The sequence below is a fragment of the Paraburkholderia caffeinilytica genome (assembly GCF_051027425.1).
In the GTDB taxonomy this organism is placed as follows: Bacteria; Pseudomonadota; Gammaproteobacteria; order Burkholderiales; family Burkholderiaceae; genus Paraburkholderia; species Paraburkholderia caffeinilytica_A.
The window spans coordinates 1,470,894-1,491,091 of record NZ_CP186553.1 but is presented as its reverse complement, the minus strand read 5'-3'; the positions used below and the strand labels follow the sequence as shown (position 1 = coordinate 1,491,091).

General features: G+C 60.8%; 17 protein-coding genes. 15 read left to right on the top strand and 2 right to left on the bottom strand.

Going from position 1 to position 20,198, the window contains the following annotated elements:
- Positions 1–33 precede the first annotated feature (33 nt).
- From ACOSV0_RS27140 to ACOSV0_RS27090, 11 genes are all read left to right on the top strand, one after another.
- The gene (locus ACOSV0_RS27140; protein ID WP_407945944.1) at positions 34–255 is read left to right on the top strand and encodes a hypothetical protein; all 222 of its coding nucleotides are present in this window, start codon (positions 34–36) and stop codon (positions 253–255) included.
- 303 nt (positions 256–558) lie between these two features.
- Positions 559–1,353, top strand: coding sequence for a gamma-glutamyl-gamma-aminobutyrate hydrolase family protein (locus tag ACOSV0_RS27135; protein ID WP_434115327.1), 795 nt, complete (start codon positions 559–561; stop codon positions 1,351–1,353).
- Between the two features lie 32 nt (positions 1,354–1,385).
- Positions 1,386–2,720: a glutamine synthetase family protein gene (locus ACOSV0_RS27130; RefSeq protein ID WP_434115325.1), complete on the top strand. Its 1,335-nt coding sequence runs from the start codon at positions 1,386–1,388 to the stop codon at positions 2,718–2,720.
- A 49-nt stretch (positions 2,721–2,769) separates the two neighbouring features.
- Positions 2,770–4,215 (top strand): aspartate aminotransferase family protein, encoded by a 1,446-nt coding sequence (locus tag ACOSV0_RS27125; RefSeq protein WP_434115323.1) that lies wholly within the window; start codon positions 2,770–2,772, stop codon positions 4,213–4,215.
- Between the two features lie 73 nt (positions 4,216–4,288).
- Positions 4,289–5,410: a polyamine ABC transporter substrate-binding protein gene (locus ACOSV0_RS27120; protein ID WP_434115321.1), complete on the top strand. Its 1,122-nt coding sequence runs from the start codon at positions 4,289–4,291 to the stop codon at positions 5,408–5,410.
- Between the two features lie 207 nt (positions 5,411–5,617).
- Positions 5,618–6,781: an ABC transporter ATP-binding protein gene (locus ACOSV0_RS27115; protein WP_434115319.1), complete on the top strand. Its 1,164-nt coding sequence runs from the start codon at positions 5,618–5,620 to the stop codon at positions 6,779–6,781.
- Positions 6,778–7,749: an ABC transporter permease subunit gene (locus ACOSV0_RS27110; protein ID WP_434115317.1), complete on the top strand. Its 972-nt coding sequence runs from the start codon at positions 6,778–6,780 to the stop codon at positions 7,747–7,749. Before ACOSV0_RS27115 ends, ACOSV0_RS27110 begins: the two co-directional genes overlap by 4 nt.
- Entirely contained in the window at positions 7,746–8,657 is a 912-nt protein-coding gene (locus ACOSV0_RS27105) for an ABC transporter permease subunit (RefSeq protein ID WP_434115315.1), read from the top strand. The genes ACOSV0_RS27110 and ACOSV0_RS27105 overlap by 4 nt, the downstream gene beginning before the upstream one ends.
- 39 nt (positions 8,658–8,696) lie before the next feature.
- Complete coding sequence (locus ACOSV0_RS27100) at positions 8,697–10,280, top strand: DUF3138 family protein (protein WP_434115312.1); 1,584 nt, start codon at positions 8,697–8,699, stop codon at positions 10,278–10,280.
- Between the two features lie 73 nt (positions 10,281–10,353).
- Positions 10,354–11,646 carry an NAD(P)/FAD-dependent oxidoreductase gene (locus ACOSV0_RS27095; protein ID WP_434115310.1) on the top strand — a complete coding sequence of 431 codons (1,293 nt, stop codon included), beginning with the start codon at positions 10,354–10,356 and terminating at the stop codon, positions 11,644–11,646.
- A complete protein-coding gene (locus ACOSV0_RS27090; protein ID WP_434115308.1) occupies positions 11,646–12,968 on the top strand; it encodes an NAD(P)/FAD-dependent oxidoreductase in 1,323 nt (440 codons plus the stop codon). The genes ACOSV0_RS27095 and ACOSV0_RS27090 overlap by 1 nt, the downstream gene beginning before the upstream one ends.
- A gap of 33 nt (positions 12,969–13,001) precedes the next feature.
- Here the strand turns inward: ACOSV0_RS27090 and ACOSV0_RS27085 are convergent, their stop codons facing one another.
- Positions 13,002–13,883, bottom strand: coding sequence for a LysR family transcriptional regulator (locus ACOSV0_RS27085; protein WP_434115307.1), 882 nt, complete (start codon positions 13,881–13,883; stop codon positions 13,002–13,004).
- A gap of 338 nt (positions 13,884–14,221) precedes the next feature.
- Here ACOSV0_RS27085 and ACOSV0_RS27080 point away from each other — a divergent pair, with 338 nt between their 5' ends.
- From ACOSV0_RS27080 to ACOSV0_RS27065, 4 genes are read left to right on the top strand one after another with little or no spacing between them, the layout of a single operon-like run.
- Positions 14,222–14,440, top strand: a complete 219-nt coding sequence (locus ACOSV0_RS27080; RefSeq protein ID WP_434115305.1) for a DUF3311 domain-containing protein — start codon at positions 14,222–14,224, stop codon at positions 14,438–14,440.
- Positions 14,437–15,915 carry a sodium:solute symporter family protein gene (locus tag ACOSV0_RS27075; protein ID WP_434115303.1) on the top strand — a complete coding sequence of 493 codons (1,479 nt, stop codon included), beginning with the start codon at positions 14,437–14,439 and terminating at the stop codon, positions 15,913–15,915. Before ACOSV0_RS27080 ends, ACOSV0_RS27075 begins: the two co-directional genes overlap by 4 nt.
- Positions 15,916–15,920: 5 nt before the next feature.
- On the top strand, positions 15,921–17,117 hold the full coding sequence (locus ACOSV0_RS27070; RefSeq protein ID WP_434116163.1) for an amidohydrolase family protein: 1,197 nt from the start codon (positions 15,921–15,923) through the stop codon (positions 17,115–17,117).
- Between the two features lie 41 nt (positions 17,118–17,158).
- Positions 17,159–18,637, top strand: a complete 1,479-nt coding sequence (locus ACOSV0_RS27065) for an amidohydrolase family protein (protein WP_434115302.1) — start codon at positions 17,159–17,161, stop codon at positions 18,635–18,637.
- A gap of 13 nt (positions 18,638–18,650) precedes the next feature.
- Here ACOSV0_RS27065 and ACOSV0_RS27060 read toward each other — a convergent pair whose 3' ends face one another.
- The gene (locus tag ACOSV0_RS27060) at positions 18,651–19,856 is read right to left on the bottom strand and encodes an amidohydrolase family protein (RefSeq protein WP_434115300.1); all 1,206 of its coding nucleotides are present in this window, start codon (positions 19,854–19,856) and stop codon (positions 18,651–18,653) included.
- Positions 19,857–20,198 lie beyond the last annotated feature (342 nt).

Below are 20,198 nucleotides of genomic sequence, written 5' to 3'. Positions count from 1 at the left end.
CAATACTTTCAACGTCGCTAGTCGAGTGTAATCGTGAGAGTCCGAGGCCCTTTGGTGAGATGGAATCGAAGTCAGGCGAGTTGTCCTCGCGCTGACGGCGCCATCGCCGACGGCAGCAACGGCAGCCTTACGTTCCGCCGCTTTCTGTCCGTCTTCACGATCCTGTCCCGCCGTTCAGTTCGACGTCACAACTCCATCTCCGCGCGCGCCTTCATTGCTGTGCGTACGGACGAAGTCGCCTCGCTGCTGCCGTAGCGCCTCCCCCTTTTCCGCCGTTCGATTCGTCCGTTTGCGTGAATGCGCTCTCTTGAGCTATGCGTTCGTGCGTGTGCGGTGCCGTCTGCCGTCTATACGCTTCACGCGGATCAGATCAGTTGCGCACCGCAACGGACCGAATCGAACGGCACATCTAATTACCACGCGCGGCGCGTCCCGCTGACGACGACCGCCTGCACTACCCGGTGGCCTGACGCCTTGCGTCCGGCTGCGGAATGTTGCCGCGCCGTGTTTAACGTTGTTCGTGCCGCGTCCCGCGGGGAACATACACGTCTATCCGTTATGCGAAACAAACCCCTGGTCGGCATCAGCGCCGACAGAACGATGATGGGAGTCCACCCGTCGCATGTCACCGGCGAGAAGTACATCGCCGCGATCGTGGACGGCTCACAGGCGCTGGCCATGTTGCTGCCGGCGCTCGGTGAGCGTCAGTCCACCGAAGACGTGCTGGCTACGGTCGACGGCTTACTGTTCACCGGCAGCTATTCGAATGTCGAGCCGCACCGCTACGGCGGCCATCCCAGCGCGCCGGGCACGCTGCACGACGCCGCACGCGATGCGACGACGCTGCCGCTCCTGCGCGCCGCGATCGCCGCAGGCGTGCCGGTGCTGGCGGTATGCCGGGGCTTCCAGGAAATGAACGTGGTGTTCGGCGGGACGTTGCATCAAAGCGTTCACGCGGTGGCCGGCTTGAACGACCATCGCGAGAACAAGGAAGACGACCTCGACGTGCAATACGCACCGTCGCATTCGATCACGCTGACGCAGGGCGGCTTGTTGCAGCGCCTCGCGGGCGGCACGAATGAAGCGCGTGTGAATTCATTGCACGGTCAGGGCGTCGAGCGGCTGGGCGCGGGACTGGTGGCTGAAGCCACTGCCCCGGACGGATTGATCGAAGCGGCGAGTGTGAAAGATGCGCGTGCCTTCGCGCTGGGTGTGCAGTGGCACCCGGAATGGAAGCATGCCAGCGACGCGCTTTCCACCGCGATCTTCCGCGCCTTCGGCGACGCCTGCCGCGATCGAATGCGCACCAAGGCCGGCTATGGCGCGGCATCCGCCGCTGCCACGCATGCCTGAGCCGGTCGCGCACCAAAACTGAGAGAATAACCATGCATGAAATCGACGAATTTCTGAAACAGAACCGCGTCACCGAAATCGAAGCGATCATTCCGGATATGGCCGGGATCGCACGCGGCAAGATCATTCCGCGCAGCAAGTTCGAATCCGGCGAGTCCATGCGCTTGCCGCAAGCGGTGATGATCCAGACCGTCACAGGAGACTATCCGGAAGACGGCACGCTCACCGGCGTCACCGATCCGGATATGGTGTGCGTTCCCGACGCCAGCACCATCCGCATGATTCCGTGGGCCGTCGATCCGACCGCCCAGGTAATTCACGATTGCGTTCACTTCGACGGCACTCCCGTCGCGATTTCGCCGCGCCGCGTGTTGCGCCGCGTGCTCGAACTCTATAAGGCCAAAGGCTGGAAGCCGGTTATCGCGCCGGAACTCGAGTTCTACCTGGTCGACATGAACAAGGACCCGGATCTGCCGCTGCAACCGCCCATCGGCCGCACGGGCCGTCCGGAAACGGGGCGTCAGGCGTATTCGATCGAAGCGGTCAACGAATTCGATCCGTTGTTCGAAGACATCTATGAATACTGCGAGGTGCAGGAACTGGAAGTCGACACGCTGATTCACGAAGTCGGCGCCGCGCAGATGGAAATCAACTTCATGCACGGCGATCCGCTGAAACTAGCCGATAGCGTGTTCCTGTTCAAGCGCACGGTGCGTGAAGCCGCGCTGCGTCACAAGATGTACGCGACTTTCATGGCCAAGCCGATGGAAGGCGAACCGGGTTCGGCGATGCACATGCACCAGAGCCTCGTCGACGAAGAAACCGGCCACAATCTGTTCACCGGTGCGGACGGCAAGCCCACCTCGTTGTTTACCGGCTATATCGCCGGCCTACAGAAATACACGCCGGCACTGATGCCGATTTTCGCGCCGTACATCAACTCGTATCGCCGCCTGTCGCGCTTCATGGCCGCACCGATCAACGTGGCATGGGGTTACGACAACCGTACGGTGGGTTTCCGGATTCCGCATTCGGGCCCGGCTGCGCGCCGCATCGAAAACCGCATTCCGGGCGTGGACTGCAATCCGTATCTGGCGATTGCCGCAACGCTCGCCGCGGGCTATCTCGGCATGACGCAAAACCTCGAAGCCACCGAGCCGCTGTTGAGCGACGGTTATGAATTGCCGTACCAGTTGCCGCGCAACCTCGAAGAGGGTTTGACGCTGATGGGCGCCTGCGAGCCGATCGCCGAAGTACTCGGCGAGAAATTCGTCAAAGCCTACCTCGCATTGAAAGAAACCGAATACGAAGCGTTTTTCCGCGTGATCAGTTCGTGGGAACGCCGGCATTTGCTGCTGCACGTCTAAGACTTTTATCGACGACGTCGCCCGCAAACGCGAAAAAATTGGAGGCAGTATGAGCTACAGAACAGAAGAAGTCGCTTACGTGCAACCGGCCATTCAACCCAGCGCCGCTGCTGGCGCGCAGGCCACGCAACAACGCAGCACCGCCGAATACCGCGCGCTCGACGCCGCGCACCATATTCATCCGTTCTCGGATATGGGTTCGCTCAATCGCGCCGGCAGCCGCGTGATCGTCAAGGCACAGGGCGTGTACCTGTGGGATTCGGATGGCAACAAGATCATCGACGGCATGGCCGGTTTGTGGTGCGTGAACGTGGGTTATGGCCGCAAGGAACTAGCCGACGCCGCATACCACCAGATGCAGGAACTGCCCTTCTACAACACCTTCTTCAAGACGACTCACCCGCCGGTGATCGAACTGTCGGCCTTGCTCGCGGAGCTGGCGCCGGCACCGTTCAACCACTTCTTCTATTGCAACAGCGGCTCGGAAGGCAACGACACCGTGCTGCGCATCGTCCATCAATACTGGGCGACGCAAGGCAAGCATTCGAAGAAGGTCGTGATCTCGCGCAAGAACGGCTATCACGGTTCGACGATCGCGGGCGGCACGCTGGGCGGCATGGGCTACATGCATGAACAGATGCCCTCGAAGGTCGAGAACATCGTGCATATCGACCAGCCGTATTTCTTCGGCGAAGCAGAAGGCAATCTGACGCCGGAAGAATTCGCACTCGCCCGCGCGCAGCAACTCGAAGCGAAGATCCTCGAGATCGGCGCGGACAACGTGGCCGCGTTTATCGGTGAGCCTTTCCAGGGCGCGGGCGGCGTGATCTTCCCGGCTTCGACTTATTGGCCGGAAATCCAGCGCATCTGCCGCAAATACGACATCCTGCTGGTGGCCGACGAAGTGATCGGCGGCTTCGGCCGGACCGGCGAATGGTTCGCGCATCAGCACTTCGGCTTCGAGCCGGATCTGATCACGCTGGCCAAGGGCCTGACGAGCGGTTATGTGCCGATGGGCGCAGTCGGCCTGCACGATCGCGTGGCCAAGGCGATTATCGAGCACGGCGACTTCAATCACGGCCTCACCTACTCCGGCCATCCGGTGGCTGCGGCGGTGGCGCTCGCCAATCTGAAGCTGCTGCGCGACGAGAAGATCGTCGAGCGCGTCAAGACCGACACGGGTCCGTACTTCCAGAAGAAATTGCGTGACACCTTCGCCAATCATCCAATCATTGGCGAAATCTCCGGCGCGGGTCTGGTGGCCGGGCTGCAACTCGCAGAAGACCCTGAAACGCGCAAGCGTTTCGCCAATGGCGGTGACGTCGGCACGATCTGCCGCGACTTCTGCTTCAATGGCAATCTGATTATGCGCGCCACCGGCGACCGGATGCTGCTGTCGCCGCCGCTCGTAATCAACAAGCTGGAAATAGATGAGATCGTTTCGAAGGCGAAGTACGCCATCGACGCGACGGCACAACAACTCGGAATTTCGTAACGGCAGTTCGTTCCGGCATGAGCACACCCACGATACGCGCCCATGCCGGTTCTCCACATCAAGGGAAAAAACCATGAGCGTTTGTCATCTTCGTCATGCGGTCGCGGGGGCCGCGCTTCTCGCCTTCACGGGTTTTGCGGCGTTGTCGGTTACGCCGGCCCTTGCGGCCGACACGGAACTGAATGTCTATAACTGGTCGGACTACATCGCCAAAGACACGATTCCGAACTTCGAGAAGCAGCAGAGCATTCACGTCAAGTACGACAACTACGATAGCGACGATACGTTGCAGGCCAAACTGCTCGCGGGCAGTTCCGGCTACGATATTGTGGTGCCCACGTCGAACTATATGGCCAAGCAGATTCAGGCCGGCGTGTACATGAAGCTCGACAAATCGAAGCTGCCGAACCTGTCGAATCTCGACCCCGTGTTGATGAAGATGATCTCCGACGCCGATCCGGGCAACCAGTACGGTGTGCCTTGGGCCTACGGTACCGACGGTATCGGCTACAACGTCCAGGCCGTGCAGAAAGCACTCGGCGCGAATGCACCGGTGGATAGCTGGGCACTCGTGTTCGACCCGGCCAATCTGTCGAAGTTGAAAGGCTGCGGCGTGTCGTTCCTCGATCAGGCGGTCGACGTGTTCGCTGCGACGCTGCAATACATGCACAAGGATCCGAACAGCACGAACCCCGCCGACTACCAGGCCGCGTTCGAAGTGCTGAAGAAAGTCCGCCCCTATATCACCCAATTCAATTCGTCCGGCTACATCAACGACCTCGCTAACAACGACGTTTGCGTCGCAGTGGCATGGTCCGGCGACGTCGGCATTGCCAGCCGCCGTACCGCTGAAGCCAAGCGTTCGTATCAGGTGAAATTCTCGAACGTCAAGGAAGGCGGTCTGCTGTGGTTCGACGTGATGGTGATCCCGAAAGACGCACCGCACCCGGAAGCCGCGCTGAAGTGGATCAACTACATTGAAGACCCGAAGGTCAACGCGGCGATCACCAATGAAGTGTTCTATCCGACTGCGAACAAGGCCGCGCGCCAGTTCGTGATACCGGGTGTTTCACAGGATACGACCGTTTATCCGGGCGATGAAGTGTTGAGCAAAATGACACTGATGAAGCCGATGCCCACCGACATTCTGCGCCTTGAAAATCGTCTTTGGGCGCAGCTTAAAACCGGCCATTGATTAAGCCAAACTAAAAACTTTTTATCCCGCGCTCAGGGATCGCTTGAACCCTGAGCGCATGAATGGCAGTAACGGTAGTCAGCCTGCGCTTTAGGGTTCCACCTGCGCGCAGTCCCATGTTTTCCGATCGCAGCGCATCTTGCGAGCCGCCTTGGGCGACTCGTATGGAGACACTTGCGCTCGCGATCCGCAAGGAATGGTTACATCATGAACTCGACGACCTCAAATAGCACGGCCAGCGCCACCCAGATGGCCCGCCCCGCACCGACGACAAAATCGAAATCGGACGAATTCGTTCGCATTGAAAATGTCGTGAAAAAATTCGGCGACAGCACCGCTGTCGACAACGTCAATCTGAGCATCGCAAAGAACGAGTTGTTCGCGCTGCTCGGCAGCTCAGGCTGCGGCAAGTCCACCCTTCTGCGCATGCTCGCAGGACTCGAGTCGGTTACGTCGGGGCGCATTTTCGTCGACGGCGAAGATCTCGCCGCGATGCCGCCGTACAAGCGGCCGGTCAACATGATGTTCCAGTCGTACGCGCTGTTCCCGCATATGAGCGTCGAAGCGAATATCGCCTTCGGCCTCAAGCAGGAAGGCACACCGAAGAACGAGATCAAGGAACGCGTCGCCGACGCGCTGCATCTCGTGCAGATGAGCAAATACGCGCAGCGCAAGCCGCACCAGTTGTCCGGCGGCCAGCAGCAGCGTGTGGCGCTGGCTCGCTCGCTCGTCAAGCGCCCCAAGCTGCTGCTGCTCGACGAACCGATGTCGGCGCTCGATAAAAAGATCCGCCAGAAGACCCAGCTGGAACTGGTGAACATCATCGAGAAGGTCGACGTGACCTGCGTAATGGTCACGCACGATCAGGAAGAAGCGATGACCATGGCCGGGCGCCTCGCCGTGATGAGCGAAGGCCGCATTGTGCAGATCGGCTCGCCCAGCCAGGTGTACGAGTTTCCGAATAGCCGCTTCTCGGCCGAGTTCATCGGCTCGACCAATCTGTTCGAAGGCACCGTGGTCGCGGATGAACCGGATCACATCTTCGTCGAAAGCGAAGACCTCGAAACGAACATCTACGTCAGCCACGGCATTACCGGGCCGCTCGGCATGCCGGTGGGCATCTCGGTGCGTCCGGAACGCGTGAAGGTCTCGCTCGAGAAGCCCGCGACGCCGCACAACTGGGCGCGCGGCGTGGTCTCGGATGTCGCGTACATGGGCAGCTATTCGCTGTATCACGTGCGCCTGCCGAGCGGCAAGACCGTCGTGTCGAATCTCTCCAGCTCGCACCTGATGAGCGAAGGTGCGCCGTCCTATAACGACGACGTGTTCGTCTACTGGTCGCCGGCTAGCGGCGTGGTGCTGACGCAATGAGCAATCCCACTACCTCCCCCGCGGCGCTTGGCGCGCCGTCCGGCAGCCGCCTGCTCGGCTCGCTGAAAAAACGCCTCTCCGTACTGGTGCCGTCGGGCCGCACGACCGTGATCGGCGTGCCGTTCCTGTGGCTCTTCGTATTCTTCGCGTTGCCGTTCGTGCTGGTGCTGAAGATCAGCTTCGCCGATCTGCGCCTGGGCATTCCGCCGTACACGGATCTCGTGACGGTCAAGGACGGCATGGTGCACTTCGCCATGCAGCTCAGCCACTACGCCTTCCTGCTGCAGGACGATCTGTACATCGCAACGTACATCAGCTCGCTGAAGATGGCGGCGATCTCGACCTTCTTCTGCCTGCTGATCGGCTATCCGATTGCGTACTACATCGCGCGTTCGGAACCCGCCAAGCGCAACCTGCTGATGATGGGCGTGATGCTGCCGTTCTGGACGTCGTTCCTGATCCGTGTCTACGCGTGGATCGGCATTCTGAAGGACGACGGCCTGCTCAATCACACGCTGATGGCCATCGGCATGATTCATTCGCCGTTGCGCCTCTACCACACGGATATTGGCGTCTATATCGGCATGGTTTATTCGTACTTGCCGTTCATGGTGATGCCGCTGTATGCGCATCTGGTGAAAATGGATCTGACGCTGCTCGAAGCGGCTTACGACCTCGGTTGCAAACCCTGGACGGCATTCACGCGCATCACCTTGCCGCTGTCGAAGAACGGGATCATCGCCGGCAGTCTGCTGGTGTTCATTCCGGCGGTGGGCGAGTACGTGATTCCTGAACTGCTCGGTGGCGCCGACACGCTGATGATCGGCCGCGTGATGTGGGATGAATTCTTCAACGATATGGACTGGCCGATGGCATCCGCTGTCACCGTCGCCATGGTTCTACTGCTGCTCGTGCCGATGGCCGTGTTCCAGTACTACCAGGTCAAGGAACTGGAGGGCGCGAAATGATCAAGCCAAATAGAACGCTTTCCAATAGCGTACTGACTTTCGGGTTTCTGTTTCTGTATATCCCGATCATCAGCCTGGTGGTGTATTCGTTCAACGAGTCGAAGCTCGTCACCGTCTGGTCCGGCTTTTCGCTCAAATGGTATGGCGCGCTGCTGCAAGACGACGAACTGCTGAGTGCCGCCTGGCTGTCGCTGAAAATCGGTCTGCTGACCGCGTGCGCGTCGGTGGTGATCGGCACGTGGGCAGGCTTCGTGCTGGCCCGCTTCGGACGCTTTCGCGGCTTCACGCTGTTCGCCGGCATGATCAATGCGCCGCTCGTGATTCCTGAAGTGATTCAGGGCATCTCGCTGCTGCTGCTGTTCGTCGCGCTCGAACAGATGCTCGGCTGGCCGAAGGGCCGCGGTCTCTTCACGATCTGGATCGGTCACGTGATGCTGTGCGTTTCGTACGTGGCGATCATCGTGCAATCGCGGGTGAAGGAACTCAACAAGTCGCTTGAGGAAGCCGCACTCGATCTCGGCGCGACACCCTTCAAGGTGTTCTTCCTGATCACCTTGCCGCTGATCTCGCAGGCACTCATGTCCGGCTGGCTGCTGTCGTTCACGCTGTCTTTCGACGATCTCGTGCTCTCCGCGTTCCTGTCCGGCCCCGGCTCGACCACGCTGCCGCTCGTCGTGTTCTCGCGCGTACGCCTCGGTTTGAATCCGGAAATGAATGCGCTCGCCACGATCTTCATCACCACGGTGACGATCGGCGTGATCGCCGTCAACCGCTGGATGCAGGTGCGTGAGCGCAAGCGTAATCGCGACATGCAGATGGCGTTCGCACTTGCCGACGCCGCCGACCCGTTGCCGTCAGCACCACAACAAGCCACCGTACGGAAGCCACTCGATACGGCAAGCGCATAAGAAGTCCCTTTTGCAATACGACCAATAAGGAGAATTTGCATGAGAAAGAAGCTCATCTGTCTGTTGGTGGCGGGGAGTTTGCCAGGCTTTGCCATGGCAGACGCCACCAGCGACCAGATCAAGGCGCTCCAGGCCCAACTCAACGCACTGCAAAAAGAAGTGAAGCAGTTGCGTTCAGAGGTAGCGTCCAAGCCGAAGGCGGCGGCTACCGTCGCGCCGGCTGCTGCACCGGCCGTCGCGGAAGCGCCGGTGGACATTTCTTCGCCTGATTACGGCAAGGCACGCGCGACGCTGACCAACGATCAGGTCGATTCGATGAAGCAGCAGATCGCCAATCAGCAGTTGAAGGTCGACTCGCTGGTGGACGCGGCGAATACCGGTCCGCTCGCGGGTCTCTCGGTCACGGGCTATATCGATCCGACCTACATCTACAACCGCGCGGCAAGCACCTCGTCGTTCCTGTTCGCGAACCACGAAAGCAGCTACAACTACTTCAACAGTACGTTCGGCGATCTGTACCTCGACATCAAGAAGACCTTCGGTGTCGGCCCGATGGCGCCGTCGGCCGAAATCACCCTGATGCCGAACCGCGGCAACGGCATTACGCTGCTGCAGAACGAGCACGGCAATATCGGCAACAACCTTCTGAATACGGCTGTCGTGACCGTTCCTGTGACGGCGACAACGACCTTCGTAGCAGGTTTGATGCCGAGCTTCGGCGGCTATGAAGTGCAGCAGTCGAATCAGATGCTGACGCTCACGCACAACCTGCTGTACGACTTCTCGGATCCGGGCAGCTATGTCGGCGTCGGCGTGAACTATACGGGTGACGGCAGCAACTGGGCATGGAAGTTCATGCTGGGCAACGAACAGTACCGCACGTATGGCTCGGTGATTCAAACCGGCACCAACTCGCTGGGCGACCCGATCACCAGCAGCAACAAGATCCCGACGTTTACGGCTCGCGTCGACTACACGTGGTCGAGCGCACTGGATATTGGCGGTTCGTTCAATATCGGCCGTCAAACGCTCGCGCAAGCAACGGATTCCAGCGGAAACGTGTTGCCGGGCGTATACGGTGTTGGCGGTCAGTCGACTAATCCGTACGGCACGTTCTTCTTCGGCGAAGCGGATCTGGCCTACACCCAGGCCGACGTTCAGTACAACGCCGAAATCGACTACGGTCAGCAGCAGAACGCCGCGTTCAACGGTGGCCAGGCACAGTGGTACGGCCTGTCGCTGCTCGCGCACCGCAAGTTCAGCATGCCGGGCTTGGGCCGTATGGGCGTAACCGCTCGCTATGACGTGCTGGTCGACAGCAAGAACGGCGGCGGCGGCGGTGGCGTCGCGCTGAATGCGAACGGCATGGACACGGCTGACGGCTTCGGTATCGGCGCGGACTGTCTCGCCAATTCGAAGTCGAATGGCGGCCTCGGCTTCGAGTGCAAGGGCGCCACCCATCAGGACGTCTCGCTCGACCTGTTGTTCTACCCGACCCAGCAAATCACGGTCAAGGTGGAATATCGTCACGACTGGGCCAACAAGCAGGTGTTCCTGAAAAACGACGGTTCGTACGGCAAGTCTAACGATCTGCTCGGCACGCAACTCATCTACTCGTTCTAAAACGACCCGCCTCGTCGCGTGGCCCGGCTGGTTTGCGGGCCACGCGCCAGGGCCTCTTCTGCCTGCTCTGCCTATGCTCCGATTCTCGAACCAGCCTCACGTCGCCTCGTATTACGCAGCAACCGCTAACGACACCACCCGCCATCCGCCGCTCGAAGAAACGCTCAACGTCGACGTCTGCGTGATCGGCGCGGGTCTCACCGGTATCTCGACTGCGCTGAATCTCGCCGAACGCGGCCATTCGGTCGCGGTGCTCGAAGCATCGAAAGTCGGATGGGCCGCGAGCGGCCGCAACGGTGGCCAGTTGATCGGCGGCTTTGCCTGCGATATCGATACATTCGCGAAGTTCATGCCTGCGGATGACGTGAAGCGTGTTTGGGACATGGGGCTCGAAACCCTGGATATCGTCAAGGAGCGCGTCGCGAAGCATCAGATCGACTGCGACCTGACCATCGGCTATCTGACCGCGGCGAACAAACCGCGCGATACGGATGCCCTGCAAAAATGGCGCGACGAAGCGCAAAAACGCTTCGGTTACGACCGTTTCAGTTATGTCGATGCCGATGGCGTCGGCAACTATGTTCAATCGCAACGCTACCTCGGCGGATTGTTCGATGCGGACAGCGGCCATCTGCATCCGTTGAATTACACGCTCGGCCTGGCGCGTGCGGCACGCGCCGCCGGCGTGCAGATTTTCGAAGACAGTTGCGTCACCGCATTGCGCGAGGAAAACGGCCGGCATGTGGCCGAAACCGCGCGCGGGAAGGTGCAGGCGCAATTTGTCGTGCTTGCCTGCAATACCTATCTCGGCCAGCTCGCGCCGGACGTCGCCAGCAAAATCATGCCGGTCGGCACCTACGTGATCGCCACCGAACCGCTCGACCCCGATCGCGCCGAAGCGCTGATGCCGGCGAAAGCGGCCGTGTGCGACAGCCGCTTTGTGCTCGACTATTTCCGCCCCGCTCCCGACCACCGCTTGCTGTGGGGCGGCAAAGTCAGCTATTCCAAACTCGCGCCGCGCAACCTCGGTGAAGCGATGCGCCGCGATATGCTGAAGACGTTCCCGCAACTCGACGATGTCAAAATCGACTATGCGTGGGGCGGTTTCGTCGACATTACGATGAATCGCGCGCCGCATTTCGGCCGGCTCTCGCCCACGGTCTATTTCGCGCAGGGATTTTCCGGCCACGGCGTGAACACCACCGGGCTCGCGGGTAAACTGATCGCTGAAGCAATTGACGGCCAGGCGTCGCGCTTCGATCTGTTCGGCAAGATTCGTCACCGCGATTTTCCTGGCGGCGCTACACTGCGCACCCCTGCCCTCGTGCTTGCGATGGCCTGGTATCGAATGAAGGACCTGCTTTGATGAATGCACCGACTCCTGGCTTCAACACCCTCGACCACCGCGCCGACGCGCTGATCGCCAACTCCTACTACGAAGCGAGCGCCGCGCGTCCTTCGGTCGACGATCCAATGCTCGACGGCTCGCTGGAGGCCGACGTCTGCGTGATCGGCGCGGGCTTCTCCGGTTTGTCGGTGGCGCTGGAATGCCGGGCGCGTGGCTTGTCGGTGGTTGTGCTCGACGCGCATCGTCCGGGCTGGGGCGCATCGGGCCGCAACGGTGGACAAACGCTGGTGGGTTTCGCGAAAGACGAGGTCATCGAACGGCAACTCGGGCTCGATGGCGCACGCGCCGCATGGGCCATGTCGGTCGAAGGCGTCGCCTTGGTGCGCGAGCGTATCGAACGCTACGGCATCGATTGCGATTTCACCTCCGGTTATCTGACTGTCGCGACAAAACCGAAGCGTGTGCCGGATCTGCGTTCGTGGATGGAATCCGCATCGCAACGCTGGGGTTATACGAAACTCGCGTGGCTCGATACCGACGAAGTGCGTTCACGCGTCGCTTCGAAACGTTATCTGGCGGGTGTCTACGATCCGTTTTCGGGCCATCTGCATCCGCTCAAATACTGCCTCGGTCTCGCGGACGCAGCACGTCGTGAAGGTGCCCAACTGTTCGCGCATTCGCCGGTGATCCAAGTCGTGCGCGGCGCGCGGCCTGTGGTGCGAACCGCTAGTGGCGAGGTGCGCTGCCGCTTTGTCGCGGCGTGCGGCAATGCCACGATCGGCGACGTGTTGCCCGCGCCGGTGGCTGCGCGTATTGCACCGATTGCTTCTTACATTGTTGCCACGGAGCCGCTCGGTCAGGCACGCGCCGACGCGTTGATCAAGGGACGTGAGGCGATTTGCGACAACAACTTTTTCCTCGATTACTTCCGTCTGTCGGCCGATCATCGGGTGCTGTTCGGCGGGCGGGCGAGTTCCACCGGGGCCTCGCCCGTGCAGCTCGGTGAAGAGATTCGCAAACGCATGATCGGTGTGTTCCCGCAACTCGGCGACGTGCGAATCGACTATGCGTGGGGTGGTTTCGTCGACGTAACGCGTAATCGTGCGCCGGATTTCGGTTCGATCGATCCGAATTACTTCTACGTGCAGGGGTTCTCAGGGCACGGTGTGGCGTTGACCGGAATTGCCGGGCGCGTGATTGCTAAAGCTATGGCTGGTGAGACGGCGGCCTTCGATCTGTTCGCGCAGTTGCGGCATGCGCGCTTTCCGGGTGGCCCCGCGTTGCGTGGGCCGGCGCTTGAGCTTGGGATGATGTATCACCGGATTCTGGAGTTGTTTTAGGGGCGTTTCCTCGATCACCGATACTTGCCCGCTTCACCGCCGCTGCGGCCCCAACATACGCGACAACGCACGCGCGAGCTCCTTGACAGCGGCATCGGCCGTCGGGCGATGCAGCAGCGCGATATCCATGGTTTCGATTGAAGGCAGCCCGCTTTTCGGTGTCAGCACAGCGTGATCCGCCGTCACCGCGCGTGCGGGCAAGAGACTGATGCCAAGACCATCGGCAACGGCTGCCTGAATTCCGCTCAAACTCGAACTGATAAAGCTAAGCCGCCAGCGGCGTCCGAGCCCTTCAATGGCGTTGGTCATGTCGTCGCGGTATAGCCCGCGCGGCGGAAACGCAACGAGGGGGATCGGATCGAGCTGAAACGAAGGATTCTTCGCACTGTCGATCCACCTCAATTGCTCCGGCCAGCACGCAACTGCCTCACGACTATTGCGCCGCTGCTTCACGAGGATCAAATCGAGGTCACCGCGATCGTAACTGTTGCCGAGATCGCGGCTCAATCCGCTGGTCACTTCCAGTTTCACCTGCGGATGCTTGCGATTGAACGCAGCAAGCATATGAGTTGTCGGCCCGCCGACGAAATCTTCCGGCACGCCCAGCCGGACAGTCAGCCCCACCGTCGCACCCGAGAGCGCCTCGATCATTTCATCGTTGAGTGCAAGCATCCGGCGCGCGTAGGCAAGCAGCGTTTCGCCGGCATCGGTCGGACTCACGTCGCGACTGCCTCGCTCGAGTAGCTTGTGTCCCGCCATGTCCTCCAGGCGCAGCACCTTCTGGCTCACGGTGGACTGCGTGGAATGAAGCCGTGCGGCAGCCGCTGTAAAAGTGCCGCAATCGGCCACCATGACGATGGCCTTCAGCAAATCCAGATCGAATAGCGGTGTACGCGCTTTGGCGTTGGATTTCATTGAACCTCCAATCAGACGCCGCAATGCTGGATAACGGCATACGTCTGATCAACAGTATTCGATTTTACACTGACAGGCATTTGAACATTTAATTTTCGAATATTGAGCGAGATGGATAACATCAAGCGATGTCGATGCGGCGACCCCAAGCGGCCCCTCATTTCGCGTCGACATCAGACAAACAAATCTCGAATGCAAGGCGGCGCGCGGCCCGATACGGCCGTGACAGCAGAAGAAAAGCCATGACGAGATAACTATCCGGAGACAGGTATGAAGAAAACGCAATCGAGAACGGTGGGAGGATGCCGCTCGCGGGCATCGGCACAAGGAAGCGTCCTATGAAATTTCGCTTTCTGCTGGCCGCGCTGCCGTTCATTGGTATCTATTCGGGCGGCACCCTCGCCGCCAGTACGCCGCTTCTGTTCGGCCTGCCGTTTCTGCTCGTGTGGAACCTGTTCTGGATGGCCGCAACGGCCGCCATCCTCGCATTCATCTATTACCTCGACAGCCGCGACGAAGCGGCACGTGCGAGCGAGCGGACGGGAGACGGACAATGAATCCGGCTCTCGTCATCATCGTTCTGTTTGCGCTCTTCGCGCTGACGGTCGGCCTGTACGCGCGTCGCGGCAAAACGTTCAGCCTGGAACAATGGGCGGTCGGCGGGCGCGGCTTCGGCTCGCTGCTTACTTTCCTGCTAATGGCAGGTGAGGCTTTTTCGACCTTCTCGTTTCTCGGCGCGAGTGGCTGGACCTACAGCAAGGGCGTGCCGGCGTTCTACATCCTGTCATACGGCTGCCTCGCGTACGTGTTTGGTTACTGGATGCTGCCCGCTATCTGGCGTTACGCGAAGGAGCGCGGCCTCGTGTCGTTCGCCGATTATTTCGCGTCGAAGTACGACAGTCGCGCCATCGGCGTGCTGGTGTCGGTGGTGGCCGTGTTCGCGATGGTGTCGTTGCTGATCATCCAGTTACGCGGTCTCGGCATTATCGTCTCCGAGATGTCGTACGGTTCGATCTCGCAGGACACCGCTATCTGGATCAGCGCAACCCTGATGGTTCTGTACATGAGCGTGTCGGGCATCCACGGTTCGGCAAGCATTGCGATCTTCAAAGATGTGCTGATCCTCGGTCTCGCGATTTTTCTCGGCACCTATTTGCCGCTGCACTACTTCGGCGGTTTTGGTGAGATGTTCGCGCGCATCGACGCCGTTCATCCGGAACTGCTGCGCATGCCGGAGCGCGGGTTCAATCTGAGCTGGTACAACTCGACACTCCTGCTGACATCGCTCGGCTACTACTTGTATCCTCATGGTTTCACCGCCGTCTACGTGGCACGCGACGCGTCGGCGCTGCGCAAGAACACCATGCTGATGCCGATCTACCAGGTGTTGATCGCGTTCCTGTTCCTCGTCGGTTTCGCCGCGGTATTGACCGTGCACGGGCTCGAAGGCGCGCAAACCGATCTCGCGCTGCTGCGGCTCGTCAAGCAGACGTTCCCGTCGTGGTTCGTCGGGATTGTCGGCGGCGCAGGTCTGCTTACGGCATTGGTGCCAGGCTCGCTGATCATGCTCAACGCGTCGACGATGATTGCCCGCAACATCTATCGCGAAGGTTTCGCACCGCAAGCGACCGACCGGCAAGTCGGCCGCGTCGCGCGCATCGCGCTGCCGCTGTTCACGCTGATTGTCGTCTACTTTGTGCTGCGCGGCGGCTCGAACTTCGTCGCTCTCGCTATCTTCTCGTCGAGCCTGTTGACGCAACTCGTCCCCATGCTCGCCTCGAGTTTCCTGAGGCGCCCGTTCGGCACGCGGGAAGCGGCATTCGGCGGCATCTTCGCGGGCGCGCTCGTACTGGGTCTGGCGAACTGGCGCGGCATGACGCTGGCCTCCGTTTTCCCGGCCGCGCCTATCGCCTTCACTTCCATCAACACGGGCCTCGTCGCGTTGTTCGCCAATGCCGTGGTGTTCATCGCGATCAGCGCCGCGCAGCGCGCGCTGCGGGCTCGTATCGCCACTTCCGTCGAATCGGCATGACCACCATGACTCGCTCTATTCTTCTCTCCAACGTCCGGCTGGCTGACGGCCAACCGGTTTCCGTTTCCATCGCCGACGGCCGCATCGCGGCGCTCGGGCCGCATGTCGAAGCGCAACCTGGCGCGCTGGCCGAAGACGGCGGCGGCGCATTGCTGCTGCCGGGTTTCGTCGAAGGACACACGCACGTCGACAAAAGCCATTGGGGCCGCTCGTGGTATCGCAACGAGGTGGGACCCGCGCTAACCGACCGGATCCGCAACGAGCGCGAATGGCGCAAGACGTCGGGACACGATGCGGCCAGTCAGTCGCTCGCGCTGGCGCGGGCATTCGTGCAGGCCGGCACGACGCGACTGCGCACCCATGTCGATGTCGATACCGATGCGGGGATGCGCTATATCGAAGGCGTGCTCAGCACGCGGCAGACAATGCGCGATGTGCTGGACATGCAGATCGTCGCGTTTCCCCAGTCGGGCATGCTGATCCGTCCCGGCACGGTCGAACTGCTCGGCAGCGCACTCGCTGCGGGCGCCGACGTACTCGGCGCACTCGATCCGGCCTTGATCGACGGCGATCCCGTTGGGTCGCTAAACGCGACGTTTGAGCTGGCGGAGCGTTATCGCAAGCCGATCGATATCCATCTGCACGAACCCGGTGAAATCGGCGCATTCACGCTGAAACTGCTGCTCGACCGGGTCGAGGCGATGGGCATGCAGGGGCACGTGGTTGTCAGCCACGCGTTCTGTCTCGGCGCATTGCCCGAACGTGAACGCGATGCGTTGCTCGAACGGATCGCGCATCTGCGTGTGGCGCTTCTGACCAGTGCGCCGCCGTCTCGTCCCGTTCCTCCGCTCAAGATTTGCAGGGACAAAGGCATCACGATCTTCGGCGGCAATGACGGCATTCGCGACACCTGGTCGCCGTATGGCGTACCGGACATGCTCGAACGCGCGATGCTGATCGGCATGCGCTACGACTTGCGACGCGACGACGACATCGCGATTGCCTTCGACTGCGTGAGCGACGCTGCCGCCCGAGGTTGCGGTTTCAGCGACTACGGTCTGCGTGTCGGCGCACGCGCGGACCTCGTGTTAGTGGATGCGGAATGTGTCGCGCATGCCGTGGTCGCCCGGCCCAAGCGCAAGCTGGTTATCGCAAACGGACGCATTGTCGTGCGCAACGGCGAGCTGGTCGATGCGATGTAAACGTGCGCGAGCACCTCACAAGACACAAGAAGAATCTGCATATGAACGATAAGCAACAGGTCGACATACTGATCGAGCACGGCTGTGTGATCACAATCGATGCTACGCGCCGCGTCATCGACGACGGCGCGGTGGCCATCAAGGGTGATCGCATTGTCGCCGTCGGAGAAACCAGTGCGCTCGCGCAGCAATACCAGGCAGACCGCGTAATCGACGCACGTCGCAAGGCGGTGCTGCCAGGCCTGATCGATGCGCACGCCCACGCCGGGCACGCAATGCTCAGGACGATCGGCGGCGCGAACGGCGATGCGTGGTCGGCGGCGTGCGAGGCGATCTATACGCGCTCATCGGACGAAACATTCTGGGAAATGGAATCGCATCTCGCCGCGCTGGAGCGCCTCAAGGCAGGCGTGACAACGGGCGTATCGCTGCTAGGCGGCGGCGATTCGATCATGCGCGTCGACGACCCCGTGTATGCGCGGCGTCACTGCGACGCGGTGGTCAAGACAGGGACACGTTCGATCGTCGCGGTCGGTCCTTCGCGCCCGCCCGAACCGCGTGCCTACACTCGGCACGGCGTGAACGGCATGGACGGCATGGACGGCACAAGCGGCAGCGTGACACGCGATGTCGATTTCGCGCAGATGTACGACGTTTGCAAAGAGATCATCGACGCATGCCACGGCGACACCAGCGGCCGCATCCAGATTGCGTTGACGTTACCCGTCTACGCACCGCAGCACTATCCCGAGCAGGCCGCACACGAATCTATCTTCCGGCGTCAGGCCGAGCGATACATGGCGTTGGCTCGCGAACGCGATTTACTCTTCACGCAGGACGGCCATCGCACCGGCTCGCTGGATTTCGCGCATCGCGAGCTGGGACTGTTAAGCACGAAGTCGTTCATGTCGCACGCCATCGATCTGAACGCCGCGGACATCGCGGCATGCGTCGAGACAGGCGCCTCGATCGTGCACAACCCAAGTGCAATCATGTCGATTATCGGACGTTGCCCTGTGCCGGAACTCATCGATGCCGGCGTGACGGTGGCGATCGGTTCGGATGGCGCGGCCCCCGACCGTGGTTACGACATGTTCCGCCACATGTGGCAATGCATGCACTACCACCGCCGTCATTTTCGTGATCCGGACGTCCTGCCGCACGGCAAGGTGCTCGAAATGGTCACCATCGACGCCGCCAAAGCATTGTCGATCGACGACGAACTCGGTTCACTCGAAGTGGGCAAGCAGGCCGACATCATTCTGGTCGACCTGTACAAACCGCACCTCATGCCGATGAATATGCCCGTCCATCGCGTCACCTGCTTCGCCAATGCCGGCGACGTGTGTATGACGATGGTCGGCGGCAAAATCCTGATGGAGAACTACCGGGTGTTATCGGTCGATGAAGGAGACATACTCGAACGCGTGCAGGCGGCTGCGGATCTCGCGTTCGACCGCGCAGGGCTGCGTCATCTGCTGGAAACGCCGCCAACGCTGTGGCAGCGTAGCCATTATTGAGGCCGTCGTGGCTTTATCGTCCGGGCGTCGTGACCTTGAACAGCACACGCGACGAATCGCCCCAGAATTGCCCGTTTCGGACGATGGCCCGCTCAGCCGGTACGGCAGCGACAGCCGCAGCGGCGTTCGGTGCTTTCACGACGACGAATGTCGCCTCATTGCCAACCTTCAGTCCGTAGTCACTTTTCTCCAGCACAGCGGCGCCTGCTTCCGTCGCCATGTGCAGCGCTACGCGCAGTTCTTCATCGGTATAGAAACCTGAGCGGTAACCGACCAGCATGGCTCGTTGCAACATGTCGCCGTTGCCATACGGCCACCACGCGTCCTGAATGTTGTCGTTACCGGTGAACACGCGCACACCCGCTGCGCGCAGTTGCAGGATCGGCGGGAACGCGCGGTCGCCCGGCGCATTCGTCATGATCGATACACCGGCTTGCGCAAGCGCGACAGCGACGCGATCGACCACCCCGGGCGCGACATCGCCGAGCCCGTAGGCATGACTCACCGACACTCGGCCGTTCAATCCCGACGCCCTAGTGCGCGCGGCAATGCGGTGCAGTTGATCGATCCCTTGCTGCCCCGGTTCATGAAGGTGAATGTCGATTTTCACGCCGCGTCTTTCAGCAATGCCAAAGACAATATCGAGCTGGCCTTCGGCGTCGCCATCCAGCGTGGTCGGGTCGATACCGCCCACGACCTGCGCGCCTTCGCGGGCCGCTGCATCGAGAATCTCCGCCGTGCCGGGGCACGACACGACGCCCGCCTGCGGAAACGCTACGAGTTCGATATCCACGACACCGCGCCATTTCTCGCGTGCCTCCATGACGGCATGCAGGTTGGTCAGTCCCGTCGTCGCATCGACGTCGACATGACTGCGCATCGCAATCGTGCCGAACGACGCGGCCTGGCGGATCAGCGCGTCGGCGCGCTCGACGATAGGCGCGGCGCTCGCCAGTTCCTGCTTTTCGATAGCGAGACGCTCACGCAGACTCGCGACAGGACGATGAGGACGCCAGCCATCGCCAACGAAGCTCTTGTCCAGGTGAATATGTCCGTCGACGAATCCGGGCAGCACCAGGTGCCCTGCCAGATCGACGACTTCCGCGCCGCCGGTCTCGGGACGTTCCGGACCCATGCCGACAAAGCGACCCTCATGGATGGCAAGGTTGAGCGGGCGGCCGTCGGCGTCCACGGCATTGACGAATACGCGGTCGAACATTGTTCTGCCTCTGCGAGTCAGGACTCATCCAACGCGCCCTGATCGGGTTGCGTGCGTCGCGCTGCATGGTCCTGTGTGGGATGGATCGTTACACCATATCGGACCGCCACCATATCCACAAATTAAATGTTGGAATGGCCTATATTCATTTTCTAGATAGCTCGGCGTGAATACCGGTCAACAATAGCTGCGCGATCTGGCGTCCCCCTTCAGCGCGCCCACTCCGCAGAGTAACCCTTTGTCATCCCTGGCGTTTACCCGAGTAACGCATTTTGTTGACTATTTATCGATAAATTCTCGTGTTAGATTTCGTCGCCTGCGAGCCATTGCAACCTGGTGCAA